Here is a 21,515-nt window from a genome sequence, read left to right as displayed (position 1 = left end):
CCTTTATTGTCTATTCTGCTTCACATTCTACATTTGGTAGTGGTACTCGCAGCTCTTTTTTTGGGTAATAGAGCAAACACTGTTCACCCATTTTTTGCAGCACAAATTTTTCTGAAGGGATACTATGCGCCCCCATAATTGGCAATCCATCGGGCCCTTTATTTGTTCCATGATCTATCAATAGTTCAGCACTTTTAGTAAACACATTATCAGCTAAAGTAACCAATGGGCCCCCTTTAGCTGATTGAATCGCTTGTTGTATTTCAGTGATTACGCCAGGATTTACGCGCGTTAACGTGGCGTTTTGTGGCTCCTCTGCTTGGGTGCTTTTACAGCCCGTTAAACTCACTAATAGTGCGCAAGTGAAAAGTGCTTTATTGTTCATTGTTGTCGTCCTTAGCCGGTGATGGACGTGTTAAGTCCATGTTTTCCTTATAAAGCGGTTGTTTATAAGAAAGTGGGATTCCACTGGCTTGTTCTGCTTGAGAGGCAAAGCTTGGTTGTTTGATGCTATTTGTTTGTACAACAATAGGACAGCTGCCATTCTCAATATGATGTATTGCTGTTGAAAATAAGCGTTCTTGTGTATCACCTAGTTTGTTATCAAAATCATCAGCAACTACGCAGCCTTTAACATCTGCATCAAACTGAGGTGAAGGAGTTGGTTTAAAACCGTCCGCATATTCCCCAAAGCCTTTATCATTAGCTCCAGAGAATTGGATAGTGTAGTAAGTAGTGGCGCAATTATGAGTGGGTGTAAAGCCATAAGGCTTGCCGCAGGTCGTATCACCAATAAGTATGACTTCTGCATCTATACCTTTTAAACCATTTATAAACGCTTCTGACGCAGAACAAGTTCCTGCTGTACTTAGTACATATACTTTAGATAAGTTGAGATCAGGAAGTCTGCTATTGGTTGTTTGAAATGTAGAGTAATCTATTTCACGGTCAATAAATGGGTAAGGAGCCTCTTGTGGTTGCTTGTCGTTTTTGATGGTTTGATAGTAGTAATAGTCATCAGTATTAGCTGGGCCGGCAACCATGTAAGCAAGCTGAGATGATAACGCTAATAAGCCGCCACCATTATACCTAAAGTCAATTACTAGCTCGTCAATGTTATCGCTTTTAAACTTGTTAACAGCGCTTATCAGCTCTGGTTGAGCAATACTAATAAAACTATTAAATTGCATATAGCCGATTTTTGTACCATTGGCGGTAGTGATGGTATTAACATTCTGAACAGGTGTTTGCGCGATATTGCCCGCTACAAGTGTGAATGATTTTTCACTGCCATCGTTACTGCGCACAACAAAGTTATGCGAATCCCCCGCTGTTGGTCCAAAAAGCGCTTCATTTAAAATATCTACGCCTTCTTGGGTATTAGTGTTAATACTAACGCCGTCGACCATTAAAATAGTATCACCGCGCTGTAATCCGACATTTTTAGCTGGTGAATCATCTTCTAAATAAGCAATACGTAATTCACGAGGGGGGACATTGCTTAAAAATGCCCAGTTAATACCGTAGCCAGAAACCACGCCTGATTGTGCTTCTTTATAGTACTCTTCGGTTGGGCGACTGAAGTGGAAGTTATCTTTATATGCCCCTGAGTCAGTTGTTTGATATGTTTTTAATTGCGCAAAATAAGCGGCGACAGAGTTGAAGTTGTCTGGGTCGTTATCTTCAATCTCATCGTACCAAAGGTAAGTTTCATCACTCCATGAACGTAACCACATTTTTTCTGTAAACTCACTGCCAGCAGTATCTGGGTAAGGTCTATTATTATTGTAAGGGTCATTGCCTGTTCGAGGAACCGCACATTGGTTTTTAAATTCACTTGATGGGGCGAAAACTCCTGCCGTCCAAGATGGCTCAGAAGTTGTTGGCGGTGGCGGATTAGTTGTACTATCAGACGAGCCACTTCCTCCTCCGCATCCTGTTAAAGAGAAGCCAGACACTGCCAGAAACACCGCTAGAGCAAGTTTATTACAATTAAACATATGAATTACTTTCCTGTAAATATTTGCTTAAAACGTATCAATAACTATAGCCCATAGCAATAGATAGCCGCCCCTTTTTTATGAACATTATTGCTCTAAACTAGAGTGCTTTACGGTCATTTACTTGAGCCACTTCAAGTCGTTGCCATGCCTCGAATAGCTGTCGTTGTTTATCTGAAATTTTTAATCCGTAGGTTTGCTGCATGTAGAAATAGGCATCAGCAATACGTTTTCGTGCATAAATAGGAGGCTCAAACACCCGTTGCTTAAAATCTATTTTAATAGGACAAGCACCGTATTTAGGACTATGGGATGTGACCATTCCATAGCGAAAATTAGAGCGATCAGCGTTGATTTCACCTATTGCAGGTGCCAGATTATTGATATCAGCTTCCATTTTTCGGAATTTTTCGCTGACTTTTCGGCAATTTTTGCGTCCGCCGTTCTGCCAACATTGTAACTGATGGCCAAATTCCCACGCAGGTACTATGTGCTCCCACTCAATTCGTTTTGCGCGAACATTTTCTTTGCCTGAACGTGTCATTGCATTTCGAGGTATATAGCCACATCCATTAGGATCTGGTACGAGTTTCTTACCTTGGCGTTTTATGTCACATCCACAGTAAAGGCTTTTACTATTGTCTGGTAGGGTTTTTATTAAGTGCTTTTTGGCACTAGAAAAGCTTGAAAATTGCTCTGCATTTACAGAGAAATTGATTATTAAACAAAGGGTAAAGTAGAGAAATAAACGCATATCCATCACATCAGTGAACTACAGGAAAGCTCATTTTAGAGTGACTATTCTAAAAGGAAAAGTTTTTCAACTCAGCTATAGTTGTTAGGCCGTTTTCATTAAAGGAATTACAACTATGTTACTAGGTGCTTTTTCTGTGAGTTTAAATGTAAAAGATATCCATGCCTCTAAGCTGTTTTATGAAAAGCTGGGTTTTAAAGAGTTTGCCGGCGAAATAGAGCAGCATTGGCTAATTATGAAAAACGGTGAGCATTTAATTGGTTTGTTTCAAGGAATGTTTGATAAAACCATGCTGACCTTTAACCCGGGTTGGGATCAAAATGCTAAAACGTTGGCTGAGTTTGCTACTTTTGAGCAATTAGCTCTGCATTTTCAGCAGCAAGGTTTAGCAATACAAAAGGCCGGTGAAGCGAGCTTTATTATCACCGACCCAGATGGCAACCCTATTTTGATAGACCAACACGTGTAGCTGGTTTTTTACGCTTTATACGAACGTTTTGCAGTAACAAAACAATTCCGGTAATACAAAACAGCACGCTGGTGGCTGAGAAGCTGATAAGCAGTGGGTTATTAAAGTTTTCTCGCTCGTCGTAATCCATAATATGCAGCATCCAGAAAAAGTCGAAAATACGCCACAGGGTGCTGCGCACAGTGATGACTTTACCGTTTTGGCTGTCTAAATATATGGTTGTCGCAAGCCAATCATCGAAACGAACTTGCCATATGTTTTGTTTATGTGCAGCTTCGCGGGGGCCTTGTTTTAATTGCTGTACTTGCAAAACATTGGCATCAATCAGTAAGTGTGCTTTGGCGTTCGCGATAATTTCAGCCTCACTGGGTTTTGCCATGGGAGCTCCAGTATGACCATTAAAGCTGACAGTGCTTTGCTCAGTAGTAACTTCAATGATTGGTGCATTTAAAAAGTGACTATAGTTAATCGCTTTTATTTGTTGAAATTGGGCGGTTATCCGATCAACTGATGCTGTGTAATCGGCTATCATAAATGGATTATCTAAACTGCGTTTTGCTAAATGTTTACCATGCACTTTTTCGAGGGGGAGTGAACTCATTACTAAGCCTCCCGATAGCCATAGAAGTAGCTGAATGGCTAGCAGATAGCCAAGCCATTTATGCCCTTTTCGAGCATATTTGAACATGCGTTTATTCATCATTACTCCGTTATTATTGTTGTATGGGAGCTATTTTAGGTTGTTTAACTGTATTGCCAATGCGGCATAATGTCGCATTAACTGTATTCTAGATTTGGTATATATACAAAACTGAGTTAAAGTTTCAGTCGATATCAATAGAGGGTAAAAACGAGAGTATGTCGGAAATTCAATTTTTAAATGTGGATCTGGAGCTTGAATCAAAGCACGATATTAGTGCACTTGTTGCTGATTTAAAGAAAAATGCCATGGTTTTACATTACGACCAAGATGAATACCGTCAACTAGCGCGTATTGAGGCTGCTGCTGATATCAGTACACCAGACAAAGCGATTAATCAGTTGTGTGAATTAATTGAATCGTGTTCACGAAATGCTCTTAAGCAGTGGTTATCGTGCTCTAAACGTACATTTGATATTGGCTTTGAATCAGGCGTTTCACCAAAATGTTTTAATCAAGCCCTGCATGCTGATACTTTGCTGCGTATTTCAGCGATTGGCGCAGGGGTTGAAATTACGATTTATCCAGTCGAAAAATAGCCTGAGCTTAGCGCTCTACAACAGCTGCGGTCATTCTTGATACGCAGCAAAGCTCTCCTGCGGCATTGGTAATTTTAATATCCCACACTGAAGTGCGCTTACCTAAATGAAGAGGCTTTGCTGTAGCCGTTAATACACCCTTACGAGATGCTTTCATATGGTTGGCATTAATTTCTTGGCCAACAGCATAAAATTTATTGAAATCAACCACAAAGTTAGCCGCATAGCTTGCCACTGTCTCGGCTAACACAACGTTCGCTCCGCCATGTACCATGCCCATAGGGTTATGATGCTCAGGAATGGCAGGCATAGTCGCCACTAAATAATCATCACCAATTTCAGTCACCTCAATGCCCATGGTTTTCATTAAAGTACCTTGCCCGGTGATCCCTTGCTCTAAACTTTTACAAAGCTCTAGTGTGATTGGTTGATGCCAAATACTCATTGTATTTCCTTGCCTGCAAATTAAAAATAATACCTTATGGCATCTTTATACCTGGTTCAATGTTAGTTTTGTAGCAATATGATGGCGTTAATTTAAATTTGCGATTTTCAGATAACTGTATATACTCACAGTTAAATGTACTGTATGGAAAACCAGTTGTATGCGCCCATTAACAAAACGCCAATCGCAAATTTTAGAACTAATTAAAGTCTTTATTAAAGATACAGGCATGCCACCTACGCGTGCTGAAATAGCTCAAACATTGGGTTTTAAAAGTGCCAATGCTGCCGAAGAGCATTTAAAAGCACTGGCAAAAAAAGGCATGATCAAAATGAAGCCTGGGGCGAGTCGTGGTATTCAATTAATTGAAGAAGACGAACCTGAGCAATTAGGTTTACCTTTAATTGGACGAGTTGCAGCGGGTGAGCCCATTTTGGCGCAAGAACATGTTGAAAGTCATTGTCAGGTTGATCCTTCACTATTTAAACCTGCGGCTGACTTTTTACTGCGTGTAAATGGTATGAGTATGAAAGACATTGGCATCATGGATGGTGATTTACTCGCAGTACATAGAACGCAAGTTGCTGAAAATGGTCAGGTTGTTGTTGCTCGTGTTGATGAAGATGTAACTGTTAAGCGTCTTGAAAAAGCTGGGCGTAAAGTATTTTTACATGCTGAAAACGAAGAATTTTCGCCAATTGAAGTTGATCTTGAGCATGAATCTTTCAATATTGAAGGGTTAGCGGTGGGTGTTATTCGTAATGCCGACTGGATGTAACTGTTTCTAAAATAGTGCACCAAATTGCTGTAATTTGGTGCGTTGCTTGTTTTTTATTATTTAGCATTGATTTGTAAACCCTTACTCTTTGTATAAAGCCTTATATGGCGCAGTTTTTCACTCTTTTTTTACTCTCACTCTGCCTCTCATTTTAAAATAACGCGCTGATTATAGTTGTTATTTTTGCACCAAAATAAACATTTATTACTACTAAAACTTGCTTATTGCTCATTTTTTAACTAATTGGTTAATACAGTGTATTAACACCTGATTAATAAAAATACACTCAAATGTGCTAGGTGTTAAACATAGGGTTGGTATCATCGCTGGGTCAAAATGATACGTAGTCGCTCTGAACAATAAAAAAAACGAATGGGCACCTTGTTGTATCGCCTTTTCGCTTTGCGTCTTGCAATAGCATTAAAAGGAGCCGTCACATGGGTAAACTGCGTTATGCCTTGTGGCTTATATTACTCGCACCTGTGCAGTTAGCATTGGCAAATAGCCAATTTAATATGCGTAAAGGGGTGACTGATATAAGTAATAGTGTTTATGAATTACACATGACGATATTCATTATCTGTTGTGTGATAGGCATCATCGTTTTTGCGGTGATGTTTTGGGCTTTGATCCACCATCGAAAGTCGAAAGGAGCCAAGCCTGCACAATTCCACGAAAGTACCAAGGTTGAAATTCTTTGGACTGCCATACCATTTGTGATCTTAATCGCCATGGCAATTCCAGCTACAAAAACACTGATAGCGATGGAAGATGCTTCTAAAGCCGATATTACAATTAAAGTAACGGGCTCACAGTGGAAATGGCATTACGAGTACATGGGCGAAGACATTGCTTATTACTCAATTCTATCTACTCCAAAAGACCAAATAGATAACCAAGCTGACAAAACAGAACATTACTTACTTGAGGTTGATAAGCCTTTAGTACTTCCTATCAATAAAAAAGTTCGTTTTCTAATGACCTCAGATGATGTTATTCACTCATGGTGGGTGCCTGACTTTGCGGTTAAAAAAGATGCGAACCCGGGCTTTATCAATGAGGCATGGACACGCATAAATGAGCCAGGCATCTACCGGGGTCAGTGTGCTGAGTTGTGTGGTAAAGATCATGGTTTCATGCCTGTTGTTGTGCAAGCGTTGCCTGAAGACGAATTTGCTAACTGGCTAGCAGAGGCTAAGCAAGAAAAGGCCAATGCTGCAGCAGCTGATGCGGCTTTATTAGATCAAACACTACCGAAAGAAGAATTAATGGTTCTTGGGGAGCAAGTTTATATGGCAAGTTGTGCGGCTTGTCATCAGCCTACAGGAATGGGCTTGCCGGGAGTGTTTCCTGCTCTTAAGGGGAGTCCAATTGTGCTTGGAGATGTAAAAGACCACATCGACATCGTATTACATGGTAAGCCGGGTACAGCGATGCAAGCATTTGATAAACAGCTTTCAATTAAGCAACTTGCTGCGGTTATCACATATAAGCGAAATGCATGGGGTAACGACACAGGCGATGTGATTCAACCAAGTCAAATTCAAGCAGCTATCGATGCAGCAACGGAGGCGAAAGAATGAGCAACGTTATTAATGAACAAGCCACTGAGCATGCGCATCATGACCATCATCCTGCAAAAGGTTTCAAACGTTGGCTTTACACCACCAATCATAAAGATATTGGCAGTTTATACCTGATATTTTCGCTCACTATGTTTTTAATTGGTGGCGCGATGGCAATGGTGATCCGCGCTGAATTGTTTCAACCTGGTTTACAACTAGTCGATCCACACTTTTTTAACCAAATGACCACAGTGCATGGTTTGATAATGGTATTTGGTGCGGTAATGCCGGCATTTACAGGGCTTGCTAACTGGATGGTGCCTATGATGATCGGTGCACCCGATATGGCGCTACCACGGATGAATAACTGGAGTTTTTGGATTTTACCATTCGCGTTTTTAATCTTGTTGGCTTCGTTACTTATGCCGGGTGGTGGCCCTGCATTTGGTTGGACTTTTTATGCGCCACTTTCAACGACCTATAGTAACGATAATACAGCCTTGTTTGTGTTTGCTATACATATCATGGGTATTAGTTCAATCATGGGCGCGATTAACGTTATTGTGACTATCGTTAATATGCGAGCGCCCGGCATGACATGGATGAAGTTACCACTGTTTGTGTGGACTTGGCTTATTACGGCATTTTTGTTGATTGCTGTGATGCCTGTTTTAGCTGGGGCGGTCACTATGGTGTTGACCGATAAATACTTTGCAACCAGCTTTTTTGATGCGGCGGGGGGCGGTGACCCTGTGATGTTCCAGCACATCTTTTGGTTTTTCGGTCACCCTGAAGTGTACATCATGATTTTGCCGGCATTTGGTATTATTTCAACCATCGTGCCGACCTTCTCACGCAAGAAGTTATTTGGCTACGCTTCTATGGTGTATGCGACCTCGTCGATTGCACTTTTGAGCTTTATTGTATGGGCACACCACATGTTCACCACAGGGATGCCTGTAGCCGGTGAGCTGTTCTTCATGTATGCAACCATGCTCATTTCGGTACCAACTGGGGTTAAAGTGTTTAACTGGGTTGCAACCATGTGGCGAGGCTCAATTAGCTTTGAAATTCCGATGATGTTTGCCATTGCCTTTATTGTGCTGTTCACCTTAGGTGGGTTCTCTGGTTTGATGCTGGCGATTACACCGGCAGATTTCCAGTATCATGATACTTACTTTGTGGTTGCGCATTTCCATTATGTATTAGTGACAGGGGCTGTGTTCTCAATTATGGCAGGAGCCTACTACTGGCTACCTAAATGGACTGGCAACATGTACAACGAAACACTTGCGAAATGGCATTTCTGGCTATCACTGATCAGTGTCAACGTGTTGTTCTTCCCTATGCACTTTGTTGGCCTTGCGGGTATGCCGCGCCGTATTCCTGATTACGCCCTTCAATTTGCTGACTTTAACGCCATTATCAGTATTGGTGGTTTTGCCTTCGGTTTATCACAGCTACTGTTCGTGCTTGTTGTTTTTAAATGCGCACGAGGCGGCGAAAAAGCACCTGCTAAGGTATGGGACGGTGCAGAAGGTTTAGAGTGGGAAGTTGATTCGCCCGCACCGTATCACACCTTTGAAACACCGCCGGAGATCAAATAATGAACCATGCACCTTTGCTCAAAAAGCTGTTGTTAGCATGCTTAGGTATGTTTGCATTCGCCTTTGCATTGGTGCCACTTTACGATGTGTTTTGTGATGTCACAGGCTTAAATGGTAAGCCATCACTCGAACAAGCAAAAGAGAGTGAAACGGTAAGCATAGACCGTCAAGTTGATGTGAGTTTTACAACGCATGCGCAAAGTGGTGCGCCTTTTGATGTGCAATCAACTCAGTACAGTGTGGTTGTTCAACCAGGAGCGATGCGAGAAGTAAAGTTTACAGCCAAAAACACCAGTAATAACGACAAAGTGATGCAGGCTATTCCGTCTGTATCACCGGGAAAAGCAGCAAAATACTTACATAAAATCGCGTGTTTTTGTTTTGATCAACAACCACTAAAAGCGGGCGAAGAAGTTGAGTTTACCTTGTTGTTTTATGTTGATACGGAATTACCCGACGATGTAGAAGAGCTGACATTGTCCTATACCGTGTTTGATATTAGCGGGCAAGTTGTGGCTAAAAACGATTAAGCCGCCAAGCTAATTGCTAATTGGGAGCAAACAAAATGAGTCAAAATTACGAAAAATATTATGTTCCGGCCCAGAGCCCATGGCCAATAGTGGGTGCGATTGCAATGTTCTTAATTGCTGTCGGGGCAGGCCTGACAGTGATGCAAGTAAGCGCAGAAGCTAGCAGTGGTCAATATGTGTTGTATTTAGGCATTGCGATACTATGTTACATGCTGTTTAGCTGGTTTAAAAACGTCATCGAAGAATCACACAGTGGTTTATATTCAGCGCAAATGGATCGTTCATTTAGACAAGGAATGAGCTGGTTTATTTTTTCTGAAGTTATGTTTTTTATGGCATTTTTTGGTGCTCTGTTTTATGCCCGCATGATTTCAGTACCTTGGCTTGGTGGTGCTGGAAATAATGCCATGACCAATGAGGTACTCTGGCCAACGTTTGAAGCAGTATGGCCGCTGTTAACTACGCCTGCAGGTGATACAACTCAAGCAATGGGGTGGCAAGGTCTACCTCTTATTAATACGCTCATCCTACTCACCTCATCAGTCACTATCCACTTTGCTCACGTTGCAATGGAAAACAATAAGCGGGGTGCTTTAAAAGCATTTTTATCACTTACCGTGCTATTAGGCGCAATCTTTTTGGGTTTGCAAGTGTATGAATATATGCATGCTTACCAAGATTTAGGTTTAACACTGGATGCTGGCGTTTATGGAAATACCTTCTTTTTATTGACGGGTTTTCATGGCATGCATGTGACGCTTGGGACCATTATTTTATTTGTCGTACTGCTAAGAATTTTTAAAGGCCACTTTACGAGCGAAAAGCATTTTGCATTTCAAGCGGCTGCTTGGTATTGGCACTTTGTAGATGTGGTGTGGTTGTGTTTATTTGTATTTGTGTACGTGCTGTAGCTTTGTGAAGCGGCGACGGATTGGTGTGAATAAAGCCCAATTTCATTGCGGCAATAATGAGGAGCAGCACAATACCTGAAAACAGCACCCGACGACCTAAGTAATGCGACATGGGTTTCGAGTGCTCTTTTGCTGACATCATCACAAACAGCGCTCTAAATAGGTTGAACAGAATATAAAGTAATAACAAAACAATAATGATTTTAATCATATTAGGTATTCCAAATGCAGTTAATTTTATGGCGTAAACAAAAGCTTAGCTCAATTATCGCAATTTGCGTTGTGGTTATTGCAGTGCTTATTTGTTTACGACTAAGCGTTTGGCAATACCAGCGAGGCGAGCAAAAACAGCAGCAACTAAGCCAGTTAGCCGTTTCGAAAGAGCAAGGAGTTTTGAGCTGGCAAGAGCTGCAAAATTTACCTAGAGAGCTGAATAAAACGGGCTTGCAAGTCAAGGTCTCTGGCGAGGTAAATAAACAGCAGTACTGGTTACTTGATAATCAAATTTATCAGGGGCAAGTGGGCTATGACTTACTAGTCGCGATGACAATTGCAGGTGAAACCGCACCTTTAATCGTTAACTTTGGTTGGCTAAAAGCTCCAACAAACCGTAACCAGTTGCCAACCGTTGTGTGGCCAGAATCAACAAGGCTTACGGCCACAGTGCAATTGAAACAAGGCAACTTACAAGGTTTTACACTTGCCGATGATATTGGTGCAGAGCAAGGCTGGCCCAAGCGCATTCAAGGCATCGATTTAGCAATTTTTAGTGCTCAATTAGCAAAGCCCTTACAAGGCTTTATTGGTTATCGCAATGAAGCAGATGGTATAGCAACCCCGCATTATCAGAGTGTTGTGATGGGACCAGATAAACATTACGCCTATGCCGTGCAGTGGTTATTAATTGGCTTGGCTTGTGTGGTTATTGCTTTTTTTGCGATGAGAAGGAGAGGTTATGAAAATAAACCCGCTTAGTTTATTCGTTTTATGCTGCTTTGTGCCGCTGGCACTTGCTTATGCAGCATTAAAGCTTGAGTGGTTACCGAGTGGTTCGAGTAATCATGGTGAGCTTTTAAGGGAAGAAGTGAAACTAGCTGATTGGCAACAAGGCGAGCCTAAACAATGGACTATTGCGCTCAATTATCCAAAAGAGTGCAGTGAAGTGTGTGAAAACCAATTAGCAAGTTTAGACAACCTCTACGTCGCTTTAGGGAAAAATCAGCAAAAAGTAGATGTGGCGGTACTGACGAATCAACAGCAGGTATCGGCTAATTGGCGTCAATTAGCAGTAAGTCCAGCGCTCAAAGCGGGAGACTTATATTTGGTTGATCACATGGGCTTGGTGGTTTTGCATTACCCCTATACGGCTGAGCCCGAACAAAACAGACTTATTCAAAAAGGCTTACTTAAAGATTTAAAAAAACTACTTAACTATGCGCGTTCAAGTTAAACCTCATTAAGGGGATAAAGATGTATAAAAATTATAAATATTTAGTCTTAATTACGGTTTTCTTTTCTATTTTGGTTGTTGGGCTCGGTGCTTATACACGGCTTAGTGATGCAGGGCTTGGTTGTCCTGATTGGCCAGGGTGCTATGGGTTTTTGACTGTACCAAAACATGAAACTGCTCTGTTACATGTTGAACAAAACTACCCTGATATGATGTTTGAGGCAGCAAAAGCCTGGAAAGAGATGATCCATCGCTATTTTGCTGGTGCCCTTGGTCTACTGATTCTAGCTTTGTTTGTTTTTGCATGGTTAAAACGTCAATATCCAAATACGCCAGTTAAACTGCCATTAGCGCTATTACTGCTGGTGATTTTCCAGGCTGCATTAGGCATGTGGACAGTCACCATGAATTTACAACCCTTGGTCGTAATGGGGCATTTGCTAGGCGGCTTTAGTATTCTATCCTTGCTTTTTCTTCTTTATTTACGGCTAACAACAAAGCCGATCGCAGGAGGTGATGCAGGAGCAAGACCATTTTATCGCTTAGCGCTTGTTGGTTTAGTGGTTTTGGTTTTACAAATCGCATTAGGCGGTTGGTTGGCTGCAAACTATGCAGCTCCTCATTGTAATGGCTTACCTTTATGTAGCTACGGACAACCTTTTTCGTTAAAGAGTGTGTTTCAGCTTCCACTTGAACATAGCACTTACGAGTATGGTGTGCTGTCACAACAGGCTCGTATGTCGATTCACTTACTACATCGCATTTGGGCGTTAGTCACTTGTGTGGTGCTAGCGCTTATTATGTGGCGTATATATTCACAGAGTTTTTCCAGAAAAATTAAGCATTGTACAGTAACAGTATTAGTCGCCTTATTGTGCCAAATCTGTCTCGGCCTTGCTGTTGTGCATTGGCACTTTCCATTAAGTGTAGCGCTTGCTCATAACCTGATGGCTGCACTGTTATTGTTGAGCATGGTACGTCTGTGCTTTCATTTAAAAGCAAGAACTTAGGAGGCTATTATGGCGATATTATTAAGCACAGAGAAGTCGTTAATAAGTCAATCAACAGAGCGATTGAAGGATTATCTTGCCATTAGTAAGTTTAAAGTTGTTGCTATGCTTGTTTTAACTGCATGGGTCGGTTTAGCGCTTGCTCCTGATATGGGGCGAGGGTTGTTTGTTCAATTAGCCAGTTTGCTTGGAATTGGCCTGTTATCTGCGGCAGCAGCGGTGATAAATCATGTTGTAGATAGTGAAATAGATAGCAAAATGGCGCGAACCCGTCATCGCCCTGTTGCTAAAGGACGTTTAAGTAAGCAGCATGCGCTGAGTTTTGCTGCGATAATTGGCTCACTTGGTTTCACTATGCTCATAGTCTGGGCAAATACATTAACTGCCGTGCTAACTTTATTTGCACTGGTTGGTTATGCCTTTATTTATACCTCTTTTTTAAAGCGAGCAACACCGCAGAATATTGTGATTGGTGGCTTAGCTGGCGCGATGCCACCGTTATTGGGCTGGGTGTCTGAAACAGGTCACATGGCAGCAGCGCCTTGGCTGTTGGTAATGATTATTTTTACTTGGACACCGCCGCACTTTTGGGCACTCGCGATTGCTCGAAAAAGCGATTATGAACGGGCAAAAATTCCAATGCTGCCAGTGACTCATGGTATTGAATTTTGTAAAACCTGCGTTGTAGCTTATTCAATATTGTTAGCCTTGGTCTGCGTATTACCATACTTGATTGGAATGTCGGGAGTAATTTATTTACTTGCGGCATGTGGCTTGAATACGGTGTTTATTTACAAAGCGCTGAAATTAAAAATTGCCCCTAAAGATGACACCGCAATGGATTTATTTCGTTTTTCAATTGTCCATTTAATGCTACTCTTCATCGCCTTATTTATTGATAAATGGTTAGTTTTATGACTCGAATAGGCGCTTTTTTGTGTTTGAGTGCGGTATTGTTTGTAACCGGTTGTGGTAAAAGCAACACCGCTCCTGAGGTCGAAGCACTGGTGTATGAGCAAGCAAAGCCGATTAGTCCGTTTTTATTAACCGATCAACATGGTGAGCCCGCTGATAACAGCCAGTTTATGGGACATTGGAATTTAGTCTTTTTAGGCTACACCAGTTGCCCAGATATTTGCCCAATGACATTGGCAAAGTTAACAGCAGTACAAAAGCAGTTAAGCCAAGATTACCAAGTGCAAGTGTGGTTTGTGGCAGTTGATCCAAAGCGCGATACCACTGAAAAACGAAAAGCCTATATTGATTATTTTAACCCTGAGTTTCTTGCTGTATCAGGCCCCCATAAGCAACTTTTCCCCTTTGTTAGGGAGCTTGGCTTAATTTACGCAATTAATGATAGTGATGAGCAGGAATATGCCGTTGACCACAGTGCCTCAGTGGTGATGGTTGATGCAAACGGCGCCGTTCGGGCTATTTTTAAGCCTGAGTTTAAGGCTGGTAGTGTGCCATTAATCAACGCCACGACATTGACTGAAGAGTTCCGAAAAATTGCAGATTATTACATAAATTGATTTTTTTAATATTTTGTAAAAGTTTGCTCGAAAGAAAAGCTTTATTTTTTGCAATAAATGTCTAAGCTACTAAAAAATTTTACTATTTTTTGATTCAAATTATGGCATTTTCATTAACTAGGACTAAGCTTTTGTTATGAGTTGCTTTGAACGGGGAAAGTATTAAGAATGTTAAAGCTCCCTACAGAATTAGCTATTACTCAGGTCGAGTCATTACATCAAGATTTACTGCATGAATTATCTGCAAACGATGATATCTGTCTTGATATTAGTGAGGTTACTCGGGCTGACACGGCGTCGGTTCAGCTGTTATGTGCGTTACAAAAACATTTACTCTCTGTGCATCATAAAATTATATGGGTGGGCGAGAGCGAGCCATTGCAGCAGGCAATAAATAGTTTGGGTTTAGGCCATTATCTTGTGCTTGAAAATGCCAATTAAGAGGTTTATATGAAAAGAATTTTAGCAGTTGATGATTCAGCATCTATGCGCCAAATGGTTGGCTTTACGCTTAAAAAGGCAGGGTTTGATGTAACGGAAGCAAAAGATGGTAGTGAGGCATTAAGTATTGCCAAACAGCAAGGTTTTGATGCTGTTATTTCCGACGTTAACATGCCGGTAATGGATGGTATTACACTGATTCGCGAGTTACGCAGCTTACCTAACTATAAGTTTACGCCATTGCTAATGCTCACCACTGAGTCAGGTTTAGACAAAAAAACAGAAGGTAAAGCAGCGGGTGCTACTGGGTGGATTGTTAAACCTTTTAACCCAGAGCAATTGTTAGCGGTATTGAAAAAAGTGATTCGCTAACAATAGGAGCGAGGCATGAGTATAGATCTAAGCCAATTTTTTGAAGTGTTCTTCGAAGAAAGCTGAGTTATTAAACTTGGTTCCCGGCGAAGAAGATCAGGAAACTATAAATACCATTTTCCGTGCCGCGCATTCAATTAAAGGAGGTAGTGGTACTTTTGGTTTTAGTGCTGTTGCAGATTTTACTCATGTCCTAGAAACTCTGTTAGATCAAATACGTGAAGGTACACGAGACTTAACAGCGGAACATGTTAATTTACTCCTAAAGTCAGTCGATTGTTTACGTGCATTACTCAGAGCCTTACAAGCTGAACAACAACCTGATTTAGCGGAAGCGGATGAACTTCGAATAAAATTTGAAGAAATCCTTGGTATGCGTGCAGCGAGTCAGGCATCGGAACAAGTCGAAGAAACAGTTGCCGAAAGCAGCTTTAATACTTACCAAATCGACTTTAAACCCCATCATCATTTATTCAAAACGGGTAATGAACCTCTTTATATGATCAGCGAGTTAGCTGAACTTGGTGAGCTTGAAACACATGCTTTTCAAGATGGTATTCCCGACATTACTAATTACGCACCAGAAGATTGCTTTTTAGCCTGGCGATTCTTCTTAACCACAGACAAAGAGCAAAGCAGTATTGAAGAAATCTTTGAGTGGGTCGAAGATGATGCCGATATCACTATTACACTGTGCGGGGGCTTGTTTGGTGCTGAGGTAGAGCCATCATCAGCAAGTGAGCCTGCAAAGGAAACGAACACCAACACAGTTGAACCTATTGCTAAAGCAAGTACTGATGCTAAAAAAGCGGCACCAGTAAAAACGGCGACTGCAAATGCAGAGTCAACGTCTATACGGGTTGGTATCGACAAAGTTGATTCACTCATCAATATGGTGGGTGAGTTAGTAATCACACAAGCTATGTTAAGCCAGCTTGGTGAGCAGGAGATAACCGAAGCAACGATCGCCTCGTTGCAAGAAGGTTTGGCTCAATTGGCACATAACACACGTGATTTACAAGAAAACGTCATGCGTATTCGCATGTTACCGATTAGTTTTGTATTTAGTCGCTTTCCGCGCTTGGTTCGAGATATCTCACAAAAGCTTGATAAACAGGTTGAATTGAAATTACTTGGTGAACAAACCGAGCTTGATAAAACAGTGATGGAAAAGCTGTCTGATCCTATGGTCCACCTCGTAAGAAACTCTCTTGATCATGGCTTAGAAACCGTAGATAAACGTGTTGCGGCAGGTAAGGATCCTGTTGGTACAGTGACACTTAATGCGTTTCATCAAGGTGGTAATATTGTGATTGAGATTATGGATGATGGACAAGGCCTAAATACTACCAAAATACGTGAAAAAGCGATTAAAAATGGTCTGATCTCAGAATCAGATGATTTATCTGACAATGAAGTTAATGAGCTTATATTTTTACCTGGCTTTTCCACCGCAGATCAAGTGAGTGATTTGTCTGGCCGTGGTGTGGGTATGGATGTTGTACGTCGCAATATTGAAGCACTGAGTGGCTCTGTTGAAGTGTCATCTGCCCCAGGTGTTGGTTCAACCTTTACAATTCGCTTGCCATTGACGTTGGCAATTCTCGATGGGCAATTAGTACGTGTTGCCGAGCACACTTATATTATTCCGCTGATTTCGATTATCGAGTCACTGCAAATAGATATCACAAAAGTTAGCCGAGTTGGGAAAGATCTCGACGTATTGCGCTTACGTGATGAATACATTCCTATTTTACGGTTGTACAACATATTTAATCACCAAGGAGCGATTGAAACGTTGGATAAGACCTTGCTGGTGGTTGTAGAAAGCGATAACCAAAAAGTGGGCTTGTTAGTTGATGACTTATTGTCGCAACAACAAGTCGTTATAAAAAGTTTAGAGGCTAATTATCAAAAAGTAGATGGTGTCTCAGGGGCAACAATTTTGGGCGATGGTCGAGTTTCATTAATTGTAGATATTAGTGGCTTAATTAAATTGTCAGGACTGAGAAAACCTGGCAGCCAAGAATTAATCATCGAGTCAAAAGCGAATTTGGAGGCATCATGATTGCACAGCACGATGACCTGCATAACAAGCTTAATTTAGAACAAAATCAAGATGTAAAACAGTTTCTAACTTTCTTTATGGCTGAAGAAGAGTACGGAGTTGATATTTTAACGGTGCAAGAAATTCGCAGTTGGGAAGAGATCACTGTAATCCCTAACTCCCCTGATTTTGTTAAAGGGGTAATCAATTTGCGCGGCACCATAGTGCCTATAATCGATTTGCGACTTCGCTTTGGTATTCCAGCCATTGAGTATGGGCCATTGACTGTTGTTATTGTTTTAAAAGTAAAGTTAGAAAACGCGAGTAAAATTATGGGCATCGTTGTCGATGCTGTTTCGGATGTCTATAGCATTGCTGAGCATGAAGCTAAAGCGGTGCCGCATTTGTCAGACTCAGATAATGCGCAATATGTTGCGGGTTTGGTCAATGTGGGTGAGAAAATGGTTGCGCTATTGGACCTACAAAAAACAATGGACATTTAACTGGGTAGATTAACAAGAAGGTGAAGGGTATGGGTTGGTTTAGCAGTCCTAAAAATGTTGAGTCGAACAATGATTTAATTGTTACGGCACTAAACAAGTCGCTTGCAGTAATTGAATTTCAGCCGACAGGATCGATTATCACAGCCAATGCTAATTTTTTAAGCGTAATGGGCTATCGACTTGAAGAAATTCAGGGACAACATCATGCTATATTTGTCGCTGATGATGAATCAAAAAGCCCTGAGTACCAGCAGTTTTGGCAGCGCTTACGAAACGGTGAATTTATTTCTGACGAATTCAAACGTTTTGGTAAAGGTGGCAAAGAAATCTGGATTCAAGCCACATATAACCCGATTATTGATGGTAACGGCAATGTCATCAAAGTCATCAAATTTGCAACCGATATCTCCGCACAGAAAGAGTTAGAAAAACAATCGAAACGTGATGCTGATCTGTCTAATGCATTACGAGTATGCCAAGCGAATGTGATGATTGCCGATAACGATCTGAAAATTATATTCGTGAATGAGCAAGTAAAACAAATGCTACAAGCACGCGAGTCGACCTTACAGACAGTGCTGCCAAGCTTTTCAGTGGCTAACTTAATCGGTACATGTGTTGACGATTTTCATAAACAGCCAAGCCATCAACGTGAGTTATTGAAATCATTAAAAGAACCTTATAAAACAACGTTACGTTTGGCTGGTCTTATTTTTAGCCTGATTGCAACGCCTTGGTTAAGTGCATCAGGTAAGCGTTTGGGAACAATTGTTGAATGGCAAGATATCACTGATCGAGTGAATAAAGCCGAAGCTGAAAAACGTGAAGCGGAAGAGAATTTGCGCGTACGTCGTGCACTTGACCGTGTAGCTACTAACACTATGATTGCAGACTCTGGGAATAACATCATTTATATGAACGAGGCCGTTCTTAATATGATGAAAATCGCAGAAAGTGATTTACGGAAAGACTTGCCGAATTTCAACAGCAATAATTTGATTGGTCAAAATATTGATGTATTTCACAAAAATCCGGCACATCAACGCAACATGCTAGCTAAATTAAGCAGTACTTACAGTACGGAAATTCAAGTCGGTGGTCGCACTTTTGGTTTGGTTGCGAACCCTATTTTCACTCCTGAAAATGAGCGTATTGGTACTGTTGTTGAGTGGGAAGATAGAACGGCTGAAGTCGCGATTGAAAAAGAGATTGCGGGTCTTGTTTCTGCTGCAGGTAAAGGTGACTTAGAAGCCCGTGTTGAAGAGACGGGTAAACAAGGCTTCTTCTTACGGTTAGCGCAAGGTTTAAATAGCCTTGTAAGCATTGTTGATGATGCAGTTAAAGATACAGGCAATATGCTGGATGCCATGGCGAATGGTGACTTATCAAAACGTATTGAGCAAGACTACCAAGGTTCATTTGAGAAGCTAAAACGTGATGCAAATGCCACGGCTGATAAGCTTACTGAAGTGATTAATCGCATTAATACCTCAGCAACTCTGGTTGCAAGTGGCGCAGAAGAAATCTCACAAGGTAATGCTGATTTAAGTCAACGAACTGAAGAGCAAGCTTCATCACTTGAAGAAACAGCATCTAGTATGGAAGAGATGACCAGTACGGTTCGCCAAAATGCGGATAACGCAAAAGAAGTGAACGAGCTGGCAGAAGAAACACGCACGAAAGCACAAAAAGGCGGTGAAGTTGTAAACCGTGCTGTAGTGAGTATGTCTGCAATTAACGAATCAAGTAAGAAAATTGCAGATATCATTAGTGTTATTGATGAAATCGCTTTCCAAACAAATTTACTCGCATTGAATGCTGCTGTTGAAGCTGCACGTGCAGGTGAGCAAGGTCGAGGCTTCGCAGTTGTTGCAGGTGAAGTTCGTAATCTAGCGCAGCGCTCTGCAGCGGCTGCAAAAGAAATTAAAGAATTGATCCGAGACAGTGTTGGAAAAGTTGAAGACGGTACATTACTCGTTAATGAGTCAGGTTCAACATTACAAGAAATTGTCACAGCGGTGCAACGAGTGACTGCGATGATTTCTGATATTGCTCAAGCATCAGAAGAGCAAAGCTCTGGCATTGAGCAAGTTAATAAAGCAATTACACAAATGGACGAGATGACTCAGCAAAATGCTGCCTTAGTTGAGCAAGCATCTGCGGCAGGGGAATCAATGGCAGAACAAGCAAATGACATGCGACGCTTATTAAACTTCTTCTCGTTATCGAAAGAAGAGGTAGATGTCTCGAGTCGAGTAAGTGCAGCACCTGCGGTTAAGCAATCGAACTCGCCTGTACGTCCAGCACCGAAAGGCAATAACTTTGTTGACCCTAGCGATGAGTGGGAAGAGTTCTAATACTCTTCCCTATTAACAGAAAAAATTAGGTTATGTAGTGTATCTAATGTCTAGGCTGCAGGGTCAAAAACATGAAAGAGTTTTTATTAACAGATAGTGACTTTAAAGCTATTTCGTCGCAAGTTTATGATGCTTGTGGCATTGTTTTGGCCGAGCATAAGCGCGAGATGGTTTACTCGCGCTTAGCCAGACGAATCCGACATCATAAACTAAAAAGCTTTAAAGAATATTTAGACTTTCTTGAAGAAAATAAAGAACGAGAGTTTAGCGAGTTTATTAATGCGATAACCACTAATCTAACGTCTTTTTTTCGTGAGCCCCACCACTTTAACTATTTAAAAAACACCATTGTTCCAAAACTACTTGTGAGTAATGCTAAGCATAAACGTGTACGTGTTTGGTCTGCTGGGTGTTCAACGGGGGAAGAGCCATACACTATTGCAATGACATTAAGTGGTTTGTTTCCTTCTGATTGGGATGTGAAAATACTAGCCACTGATCTTGACTCGAACGTATTAGCCAAAGCTCAAGCGGGAACATACACAGCGTCGAATGTTAATGGTTTAGAGAAAGCTCAACTAAAGCGCTGGTTTTTAAAAAGTCATGATGGGCAGTTATACAAAGTTAAGCCAGAGCTACAAAAAAACATATTTTTCAAAAGGTTAAATTTACTTCAAGGTTGGCCAATGAAGGGACCATTTGATGTTATTTTTTGCCGAAACGTGGTTATCTATTTTGATAAACCAACAAAAGATACGCTGTTCAAGCGTTATTATGACCTACTGACCGACTCAGGCCATTTATTCCTGGGGCATTCGGAAACACTGGGTAAGGATCACAAAGAGTTTAAGAATTTAGGCCAGACGATTTATCTAAAAGGTGGTCTATGAGCAATCATTTTAAACCTGTGTTACCTGGTTTCGAGCATGTTAAACGATTTTGGGATAACCAGAGACAAAAAGTGGTCGCAAAGGTTTTGCCTGGCGAGTTTTATGTATCAAAAACAGATGAACTGATTACCACGGTGCTTGGTTCATGTATTGCCGCATGTATTTATGATGAAGGACTCGGCATAGGTGGCATGAATCACTTTATGTTGCCAATGGAAAAAGGGGTCGACCCAGCGAATGCACATAGCTTAAATTGTCGCTATGGTAACTGGGCAATGGAGTATCTGATCAATGAAATCTTGAAAAATGGTGCTTCAAAACGTAATTTAAAAGTCAAACTGTTCGGTGGCGGTAAAATTATTCGCTCAATGACAGACATAGGAGTAGGCAATATTCGTTTTGCAAATGCCTATATACTTGAGGAAGGATTAGATTTAGTATCTCATGATGTGGGTGGCCCTTGGCCTCGAAAAGTATTATTTAATCCACAAACAGGTTCAGCGCAGGTGAAAAAAATGCGTGAATTACATTCTGATAAGCTTGAAAAACGTGAAATTAAATACTTACACGATATTGAGCATCAAGATGCTGAAACGAATATTGAATTATTTTAGG

General features: G+C 41.2%; 25 protein-coding genes. 19 read left to right on the top strand and 6 right to left on the bottom strand.

The window, feature by feature from the left end; genetic code table 11:
• Window positions 1–10: 10 nt before the first annotated feature.
• The 3 genes from ACSFVZ_RS17040 to ACSFVZ_RS17030 form a co-directional block, all read right to left on the bottom strand.
• Window positions 11–385 carry a hypothetical protein gene (locus ACSFVZ_RS17040; RefSeq protein WP_138558517.1) on the bottom strand — a complete coding sequence of 125 codons (375 nt, stop codon included), beginning with the start codon at window positions 383–385 and terminating at the stop codon, window positions 11–13.
• Window positions 375–2,000, bottom strand: coding sequence for a S41 family peptidase (locus tag ACSFVZ_RS17035; protein WP_435559283.1), 1,626 nt, complete (start codon window positions 1,998–2,000; stop codon window positions 375–377). Before ACSFVZ_RS17035 ends, ACSFVZ_RS17040 begins: the two co-directional genes overlap by 11 nt.
• Before the next feature lie 100 nt (window positions 2,001–2,100).
• Complete coding sequence (locus ACSFVZ_RS17030) at window positions 2,101–2,754, bottom strand: endonuclease (RefSeq protein ID WP_235382592.1); 654 nt, start codon at window positions 2,752–2,754, stop codon at window positions 2,101–2,103.
• Between the two features lie 115 nt (window positions 2,755–2,869).
• Here ACSFVZ_RS17030 and ACSFVZ_RS17025 point away from each other — a divergent pair, with 115 nt between their 5' ends.
• Window positions 2,870–3,223 carry a VOC family protein gene (locus ACSFVZ_RS17025; protein WP_135922917.1) on the top strand — a complete coding sequence of 118 codons (354 nt, stop codon included), beginning with the start codon at window positions 2,870–2,872 and terminating at the stop codon, window positions 3,221–3,223.
• Here the strand turns inward: ACSFVZ_RS17025 and ACSFVZ_RS17020 are convergent.
• The gene (locus tag ACSFVZ_RS17020; RefSeq protein WP_435559282.1) at window positions 3,198–3,923 is read right to left on the bottom strand and encodes a hypothetical protein; all 726 of its coding nucleotides are present in this window, start codon (window positions 3,921–3,923) and stop codon (window positions 3,198–3,200) included. The genes ACSFVZ_RS17025 and ACSFVZ_RS17020 overlap by 26 nt on opposite strands.
• A gap of 158 nt (window positions 3,924–4,081) precedes the next feature.
• Between ACSFVZ_RS17020 and ACSFVZ_RS17015 the strand changes: the two genes are divergently transcribed.
• Window positions 4,082–4,462: a hypothetical protein gene (locus ACSFVZ_RS17015; protein WP_135922915.1), complete on the top strand. Its 381-nt coding sequence runs from the start codon at window positions 4,082–4,084 to the stop codon at window positions 4,460–4,462.
• A gap of 7 nt (window positions 4,463–4,469) precedes the next feature.
• Here the strand turns inward: ACSFVZ_RS17015 and ACSFVZ_RS17010 are convergent, their stop codons facing one another.
• Window positions 4,470–4,907 (bottom strand): PaaI family thioesterase, encoded by a 438-nt coding sequence (locus tag ACSFVZ_RS17010; RefSeq protein ID WP_135922914.1) that lies wholly within the window; start codon window positions 4,905–4,907, stop codon window positions 4,470–4,472.
• Window positions 4,908–5,067: 160 nt separating this feature from the next.
• Between ACSFVZ_RS17010 and lexA the strand changes: the two genes are divergently transcribed.
• From lexA to ACSFVZ_RS16985, 5 genes are all read left to right on the top strand, one after another.
• A complete protein-coding gene (lexA, locus tag ACSFVZ_RS17005) occupies window positions 5,068–5,685 on the top strand; it encodes a transcriptional repressor LexA (protein WP_063702469.1) in 618 nt (205 codons plus the stop codon).
• Between the two features lie 437 nt (window positions 5,686–6,122).
• On the top strand, window positions 6,123–7,268 hold the full coding sequence (gene coxB, locus ACSFVZ_RS17000; RefSeq protein ID WP_253039423.1) for a cytochrome c oxidase subunit II: 1,146 nt from the start codon (window positions 6,123–6,125) through the stop codon (window positions 7,266–7,268).
• Window positions 7,265–8,857 carry a cytochrome c oxidase subunit I gene (gene ctaD / locus ACSFVZ_RS16995; RefSeq protein ID WP_135922912.1) on the top strand — a complete coding sequence of 531 codons (1,593 nt, stop codon included), beginning with the start codon at window positions 7,265–7,267 and terminating at the stop codon, window positions 8,855–8,857. The genes coxB and ctaD overlap by 4 nt, the downstream gene beginning before the upstream one ends.
• On the top strand, window positions 8,857–9,387 hold the full coding sequence (locus ACSFVZ_RS16990) for a cytochrome c oxidase assembly protein (protein ID WP_135922911.1): 531 nt from the start codon (window positions 8,857–8,859) through the stop codon (window positions 9,385–9,387). The genes ctaD and ACSFVZ_RS16990 overlap by 1 nt, the downstream gene beginning before the upstream one ends.
• 35 nt (window positions 9,388–9,422) lie before the next feature.
• Complete coding sequence (locus ACSFVZ_RS16985; RefSeq protein WP_135922910.1) at window positions 9,423–10,298, top strand: cytochrome c oxidase subunit 3; 876 nt, start codon at window positions 9,423–9,425, stop codon at window positions 10,296–10,298.
• Here ACSFVZ_RS16985 and ACSFVZ_RS16980 read toward each other — a convergent pair.
• Window positions 10,198–10,509, bottom strand: coding sequence for a DUF2909 domain-containing protein (locus tag ACSFVZ_RS16980; protein ID WP_135922909.1), 312 nt, complete (start codon window positions 10,507–10,509; stop codon window positions 10,198–10,200). The genes ACSFVZ_RS16985 and ACSFVZ_RS16980 overlap by 101 nt on opposite strands.
• 14 nt (window positions 10,510–10,523) lie before the next feature.
• Between ACSFVZ_RS16980 and ACSFVZ_RS16975 the strand changes: the two genes are divergently transcribed.
• The 12 genes from ACSFVZ_RS16975 (at window position 10,524) to cheD (ending at window position 21,514) form a co-directional block, all read left to right on the top strand.
• On the top strand, window positions 10,524–11,273 hold the full coding sequence (locus tag ACSFVZ_RS16975; RefSeq protein ID WP_435559281.1) for an SURF1 family protein: 750 nt from the start codon (window positions 10,524–10,526) through the stop codon (window positions 11,271–11,273).
• Window positions 11,254–11,748: a redox-active disulfide-containing membrane protein gene (locus tag ACSFVZ_RS16970; protein ID WP_135922907.1), complete on the top strand. Its 495-nt coding sequence runs from the start codon at window positions 11,254–11,256 to the stop codon at window positions 11,746–11,748. The genes ACSFVZ_RS16975 and ACSFVZ_RS16970 overlap by 20 nt, the downstream gene beginning before the upstream one ends.
• Window positions 11,749–11,768: 20 nt before the next feature.
• Entirely contained in the window at window positions 11,769–12,758 is a 990-nt protein-coding gene (locus tag ACSFVZ_RS16965) for a COX15/CtaA family protein (protein WP_435559280.1), read from the top strand.
• A 9-nt stretch (window positions 12,759–12,767) separates the two neighbouring features.
• Entirely contained in the window at window positions 12,768–13,676 is a 909-nt protein-coding gene (cyoE, locus tag ACSFVZ_RS16960) for a heme o synthase (protein WP_199527103.1), read from the top strand.
• A complete protein-coding gene (locus ACSFVZ_RS16955) occupies window positions 13,673–14,290 on the top strand; it encodes an SCO family protein (RefSeq protein ID WP_435559279.1) in 618 nt (205 codons plus the stop codon). The genes cyoE and ACSFVZ_RS16955 overlap by 4 nt, the downstream gene beginning before the upstream one ends.
• A gap of 168 nt (window positions 14,291–14,458) precedes the next feature.
• Window positions 14,459–14,731: an STAS domain-containing protein gene (locus tag ACSFVZ_RS16950; RefSeq protein ID WP_135922903.1), complete on the top strand. Its 273-nt coding sequence runs from the start codon at window positions 14,459–14,461 to the stop codon at window positions 14,729–14,731.
• A gap of 9 nt (window positions 14,732–14,740) precedes the next feature.
• The gene (locus tag ACSFVZ_RS16945) at window positions 14,741–15,103 is read left to right on the top strand and encodes a response regulator (RefSeq protein ID WP_135922902.1); all 363 of its coding nucleotides are present in this window, start codon (window positions 14,741–14,743) and stop codon (window positions 15,101–15,103) included.
• Window positions 15,104–15,143: 40 nt separating this feature from the next.
• Complete coding sequence (locus ACSFVZ_RS16940; RefSeq protein WP_435559278.1) at window positions 15,144–17,171, top strand: chemotaxis protein CheA; 2,028 nt, start codon at window positions 15,144–15,146, stop codon at window positions 17,169–17,171.
• A complete protein-coding gene (locus ACSFVZ_RS16935) occupies window positions 17,168–17,653 on the top strand; it encodes a chemotaxis protein CheW (RefSeq protein ID WP_135922900.1) in 486 nt (161 codons plus the stop codon). Before ACSFVZ_RS16940 ends, ACSFVZ_RS16935 begins: the two co-directional genes overlap by 4 nt.
• Window positions 17,654–17,682: 29 nt before the next feature.
• Window positions 17,683–20,010: a methyl-accepting chemotaxis protein gene (locus tag ACSFVZ_RS16930; RefSeq protein WP_435559277.1), complete on the top strand. Its 2,328-nt coding sequence runs from the start codon at window positions 17,683–17,685 to the stop codon at window positions 20,008–20,010.
• A gap of 71 nt (window positions 20,011–20,081) precedes the next feature.
• Entirely contained in the window at window positions 20,082–20,900 is an 819-nt protein-coding gene (locus ACSFVZ_RS16925) for a CheR family methyltransferase (RefSeq protein WP_135922898.1), read from the top strand.
• A complete protein-coding gene (gene cheD, locus ACSFVZ_RS16920) occupies window positions 20,897–21,514 on the top strand; it encodes a chemoreceptor glutamine deamidase CheD (protein WP_135922897.1) in 618 nt (205 codons plus the stop codon). The genes ACSFVZ_RS16925 and cheD overlap by 4 nt, the downstream gene beginning before the upstream one ends.
• The last annotated feature ends 1 nt before the right edge of the window (window position 21,515 follow it).

This window comes from Pseudoalteromonas nanhaiensis (assembly GCF_051235485.1).
Lineage (GTDB): Bacteria > Pseudomonadota > Gammaproteobacteria > Enterobacterales > Alteromonadaceae > Pseudoalteromonas > Pseudoalteromonas lipolytica_C.
This window is presented reverse-complemented; position numbering and strand designations above follow the sequence as displayed.

Excerpts from the sequence above, each read along its gene's own strand:
- ACSFVZ_RS16990 (WP_135922911.1), top strand. The coding sequence starts at position 8,857 with ATGAACCATGCACCTTTGCTCAAAAAGCTGTTGTTAGCATGCTTAGGT.
- cyoE (WP_199527103.1), top strand. The coding sequence starts at position 12,768 with ATGGCGATATTATTAAGCACAGAGAAGTCGTTAATAAGTCAATCAACA.
- ACSFVZ_RS17020 (WP_435559282.1), bottom strand. The coding sequence starts at position 3,923 with ATGAATAAACGCATGTTCAAATATGCTCGAAAAGGGCATAAATGGCTT.
- ACSFVZ_RS16925 (WP_135922898.1), top strand. The coding sequence starts at position 20,082 with ATGAAAGAGTTTTTATTAACAGATAGTGACTTTAAAGCTATTTCGTCG.
- ACSFVZ_RS16955 (WP_435559279.1), top strand. The coding sequence starts at position 13,673 with ATGACTCGAATAGGCGCTTTTTTGTGTTTGAGTGCGGTATTGTTTGTA.
- ACSFVZ_RS16980 (WP_135922909.1), bottom strand. The coding sequence starts at position 10,509 with ATGATTAAAATCATTATTGTTTTGTTATTACTTTATATTCTGTTCAAC.
- ACSFVZ_RS16975 (WP_435559281.1), top strand. The coding sequence starts at position 10,524 with ATGCAGTTAATTTTATGGCGTAAACAAAAGCTTAGCTCAATTATCGCA.
- ACSFVZ_RS16985 (WP_135922910.1), top strand. The coding sequence starts at position 9,423 with ATGAGTCAAAATTACGAAAAATATTATGTTCCGGCCCAGAGCCCATGG.
- ACSFVZ_RS17040 (WP_138558517.1), bottom strand. The coding sequence starts at position 385 with ATGAACAATAAAGCACTTTTCACTTGCGCACTATTAGTGAGTTTAACG.
- ACSFVZ_RS16950 (WP_135922903.1), top strand. The coding sequence starts at position 14,459 with ATGTTAAAGCTCCCTACAGAATTAGCTATTACTCAGGTCGAGTCATTA.
- coxB (WP_253039423.1), top strand. The coding sequence starts at position 6,123 with ATGGGTAAACTGCGTTATGCCTTGTGGCTTATATTACTCGCACCTGTG.
- ACSFVZ_RS17025 (WP_135922917.1), top strand. The coding sequence starts at position 2,870 with ATGTTACTAGGTGCTTTTTCTGTGAGTTTAAATGTAAAAGATATCCAT.
- ACSFVZ_RS16935 (WP_135922900.1), top strand. The coding sequence starts at position 17,168 with ATGATTGCACAGCACGATGACCTGCATAACAAGCTTAATTTAGAACAA.
- ACSFVZ_RS16930 (WP_435559277.1), top strand. The coding sequence starts at position 17,683 with ATGGGTTGGTTTAGCAGTCCTAAAAATGTTGAGTCGAACAATGATTTA.
- ACSFVZ_RS16965 (WP_435559280.1), top strand. The coding sequence starts at position 11,769 with ATGTATAAAAATTATAAATATTTAGTCTTAATTACGGTTTTCTTTTCT.
- ctaD (WP_135922912.1), top strand. The coding sequence starts at position 7,265 with ATGAGCAACGTTATTAATGAACAAGCCACTGAGCATGCGCATCATGAC.
- ACSFVZ_RS16970 (WP_135922907.1), top strand. The coding sequence starts at position 11,254 with ATGAAAATAAACCCGCTTAGTTTATTCGTTTTATGCTGCTTTGTGCCG.
- ACSFVZ_RS17010 (WP_135922914.1), bottom strand. The coding sequence starts at position 4,907 with ATGAGTATTTGGCATCAACCAATCACACTAGAGCTTTGTAAAAGTTTA.
- ACSFVZ_RS17035 (WP_435559283.1), bottom strand. The coding sequence starts at position 2,000 with ATGTTTAATTGTAATAAACTTGCTCTAGCGGTGTTTCTGGCAGTGTCT.
- ACSFVZ_RS16945 (WP_135922902.1), top strand. The coding sequence starts at position 14,741 with ATGAAAAGAATTTTAGCAGTTGATGATTCAGCATCTATGCGCCAAATG.
- cheD (WP_135922897.1), top strand. The coding sequence starts at position 20,897 with ATGAGCAATCATTTTAAACCTGTGTTACCTGGTTTCGAGCATGTTAAA.
- ACSFVZ_RS17030 (WP_235382592.1), bottom strand. The coding sequence starts at position 2,754 with ATGCGTTTATTTCTCTACTTTACCCTTTGTTTAATAATCAATTTCTCT.
- lexA (WP_063702469.1), top strand. The coding sequence starts at position 5,068 with ATGCGCCCATTAACAAAACGCCAATCGCAAATTTTAGAACTAATTAAA.
- ACSFVZ_RS17015 (WP_135922915.1), top strand. The coding sequence starts at position 4,082 with ATGTCGGAAATTCAATTTTTAAATGTGGATCTGGAGCTTGAATCAAAG.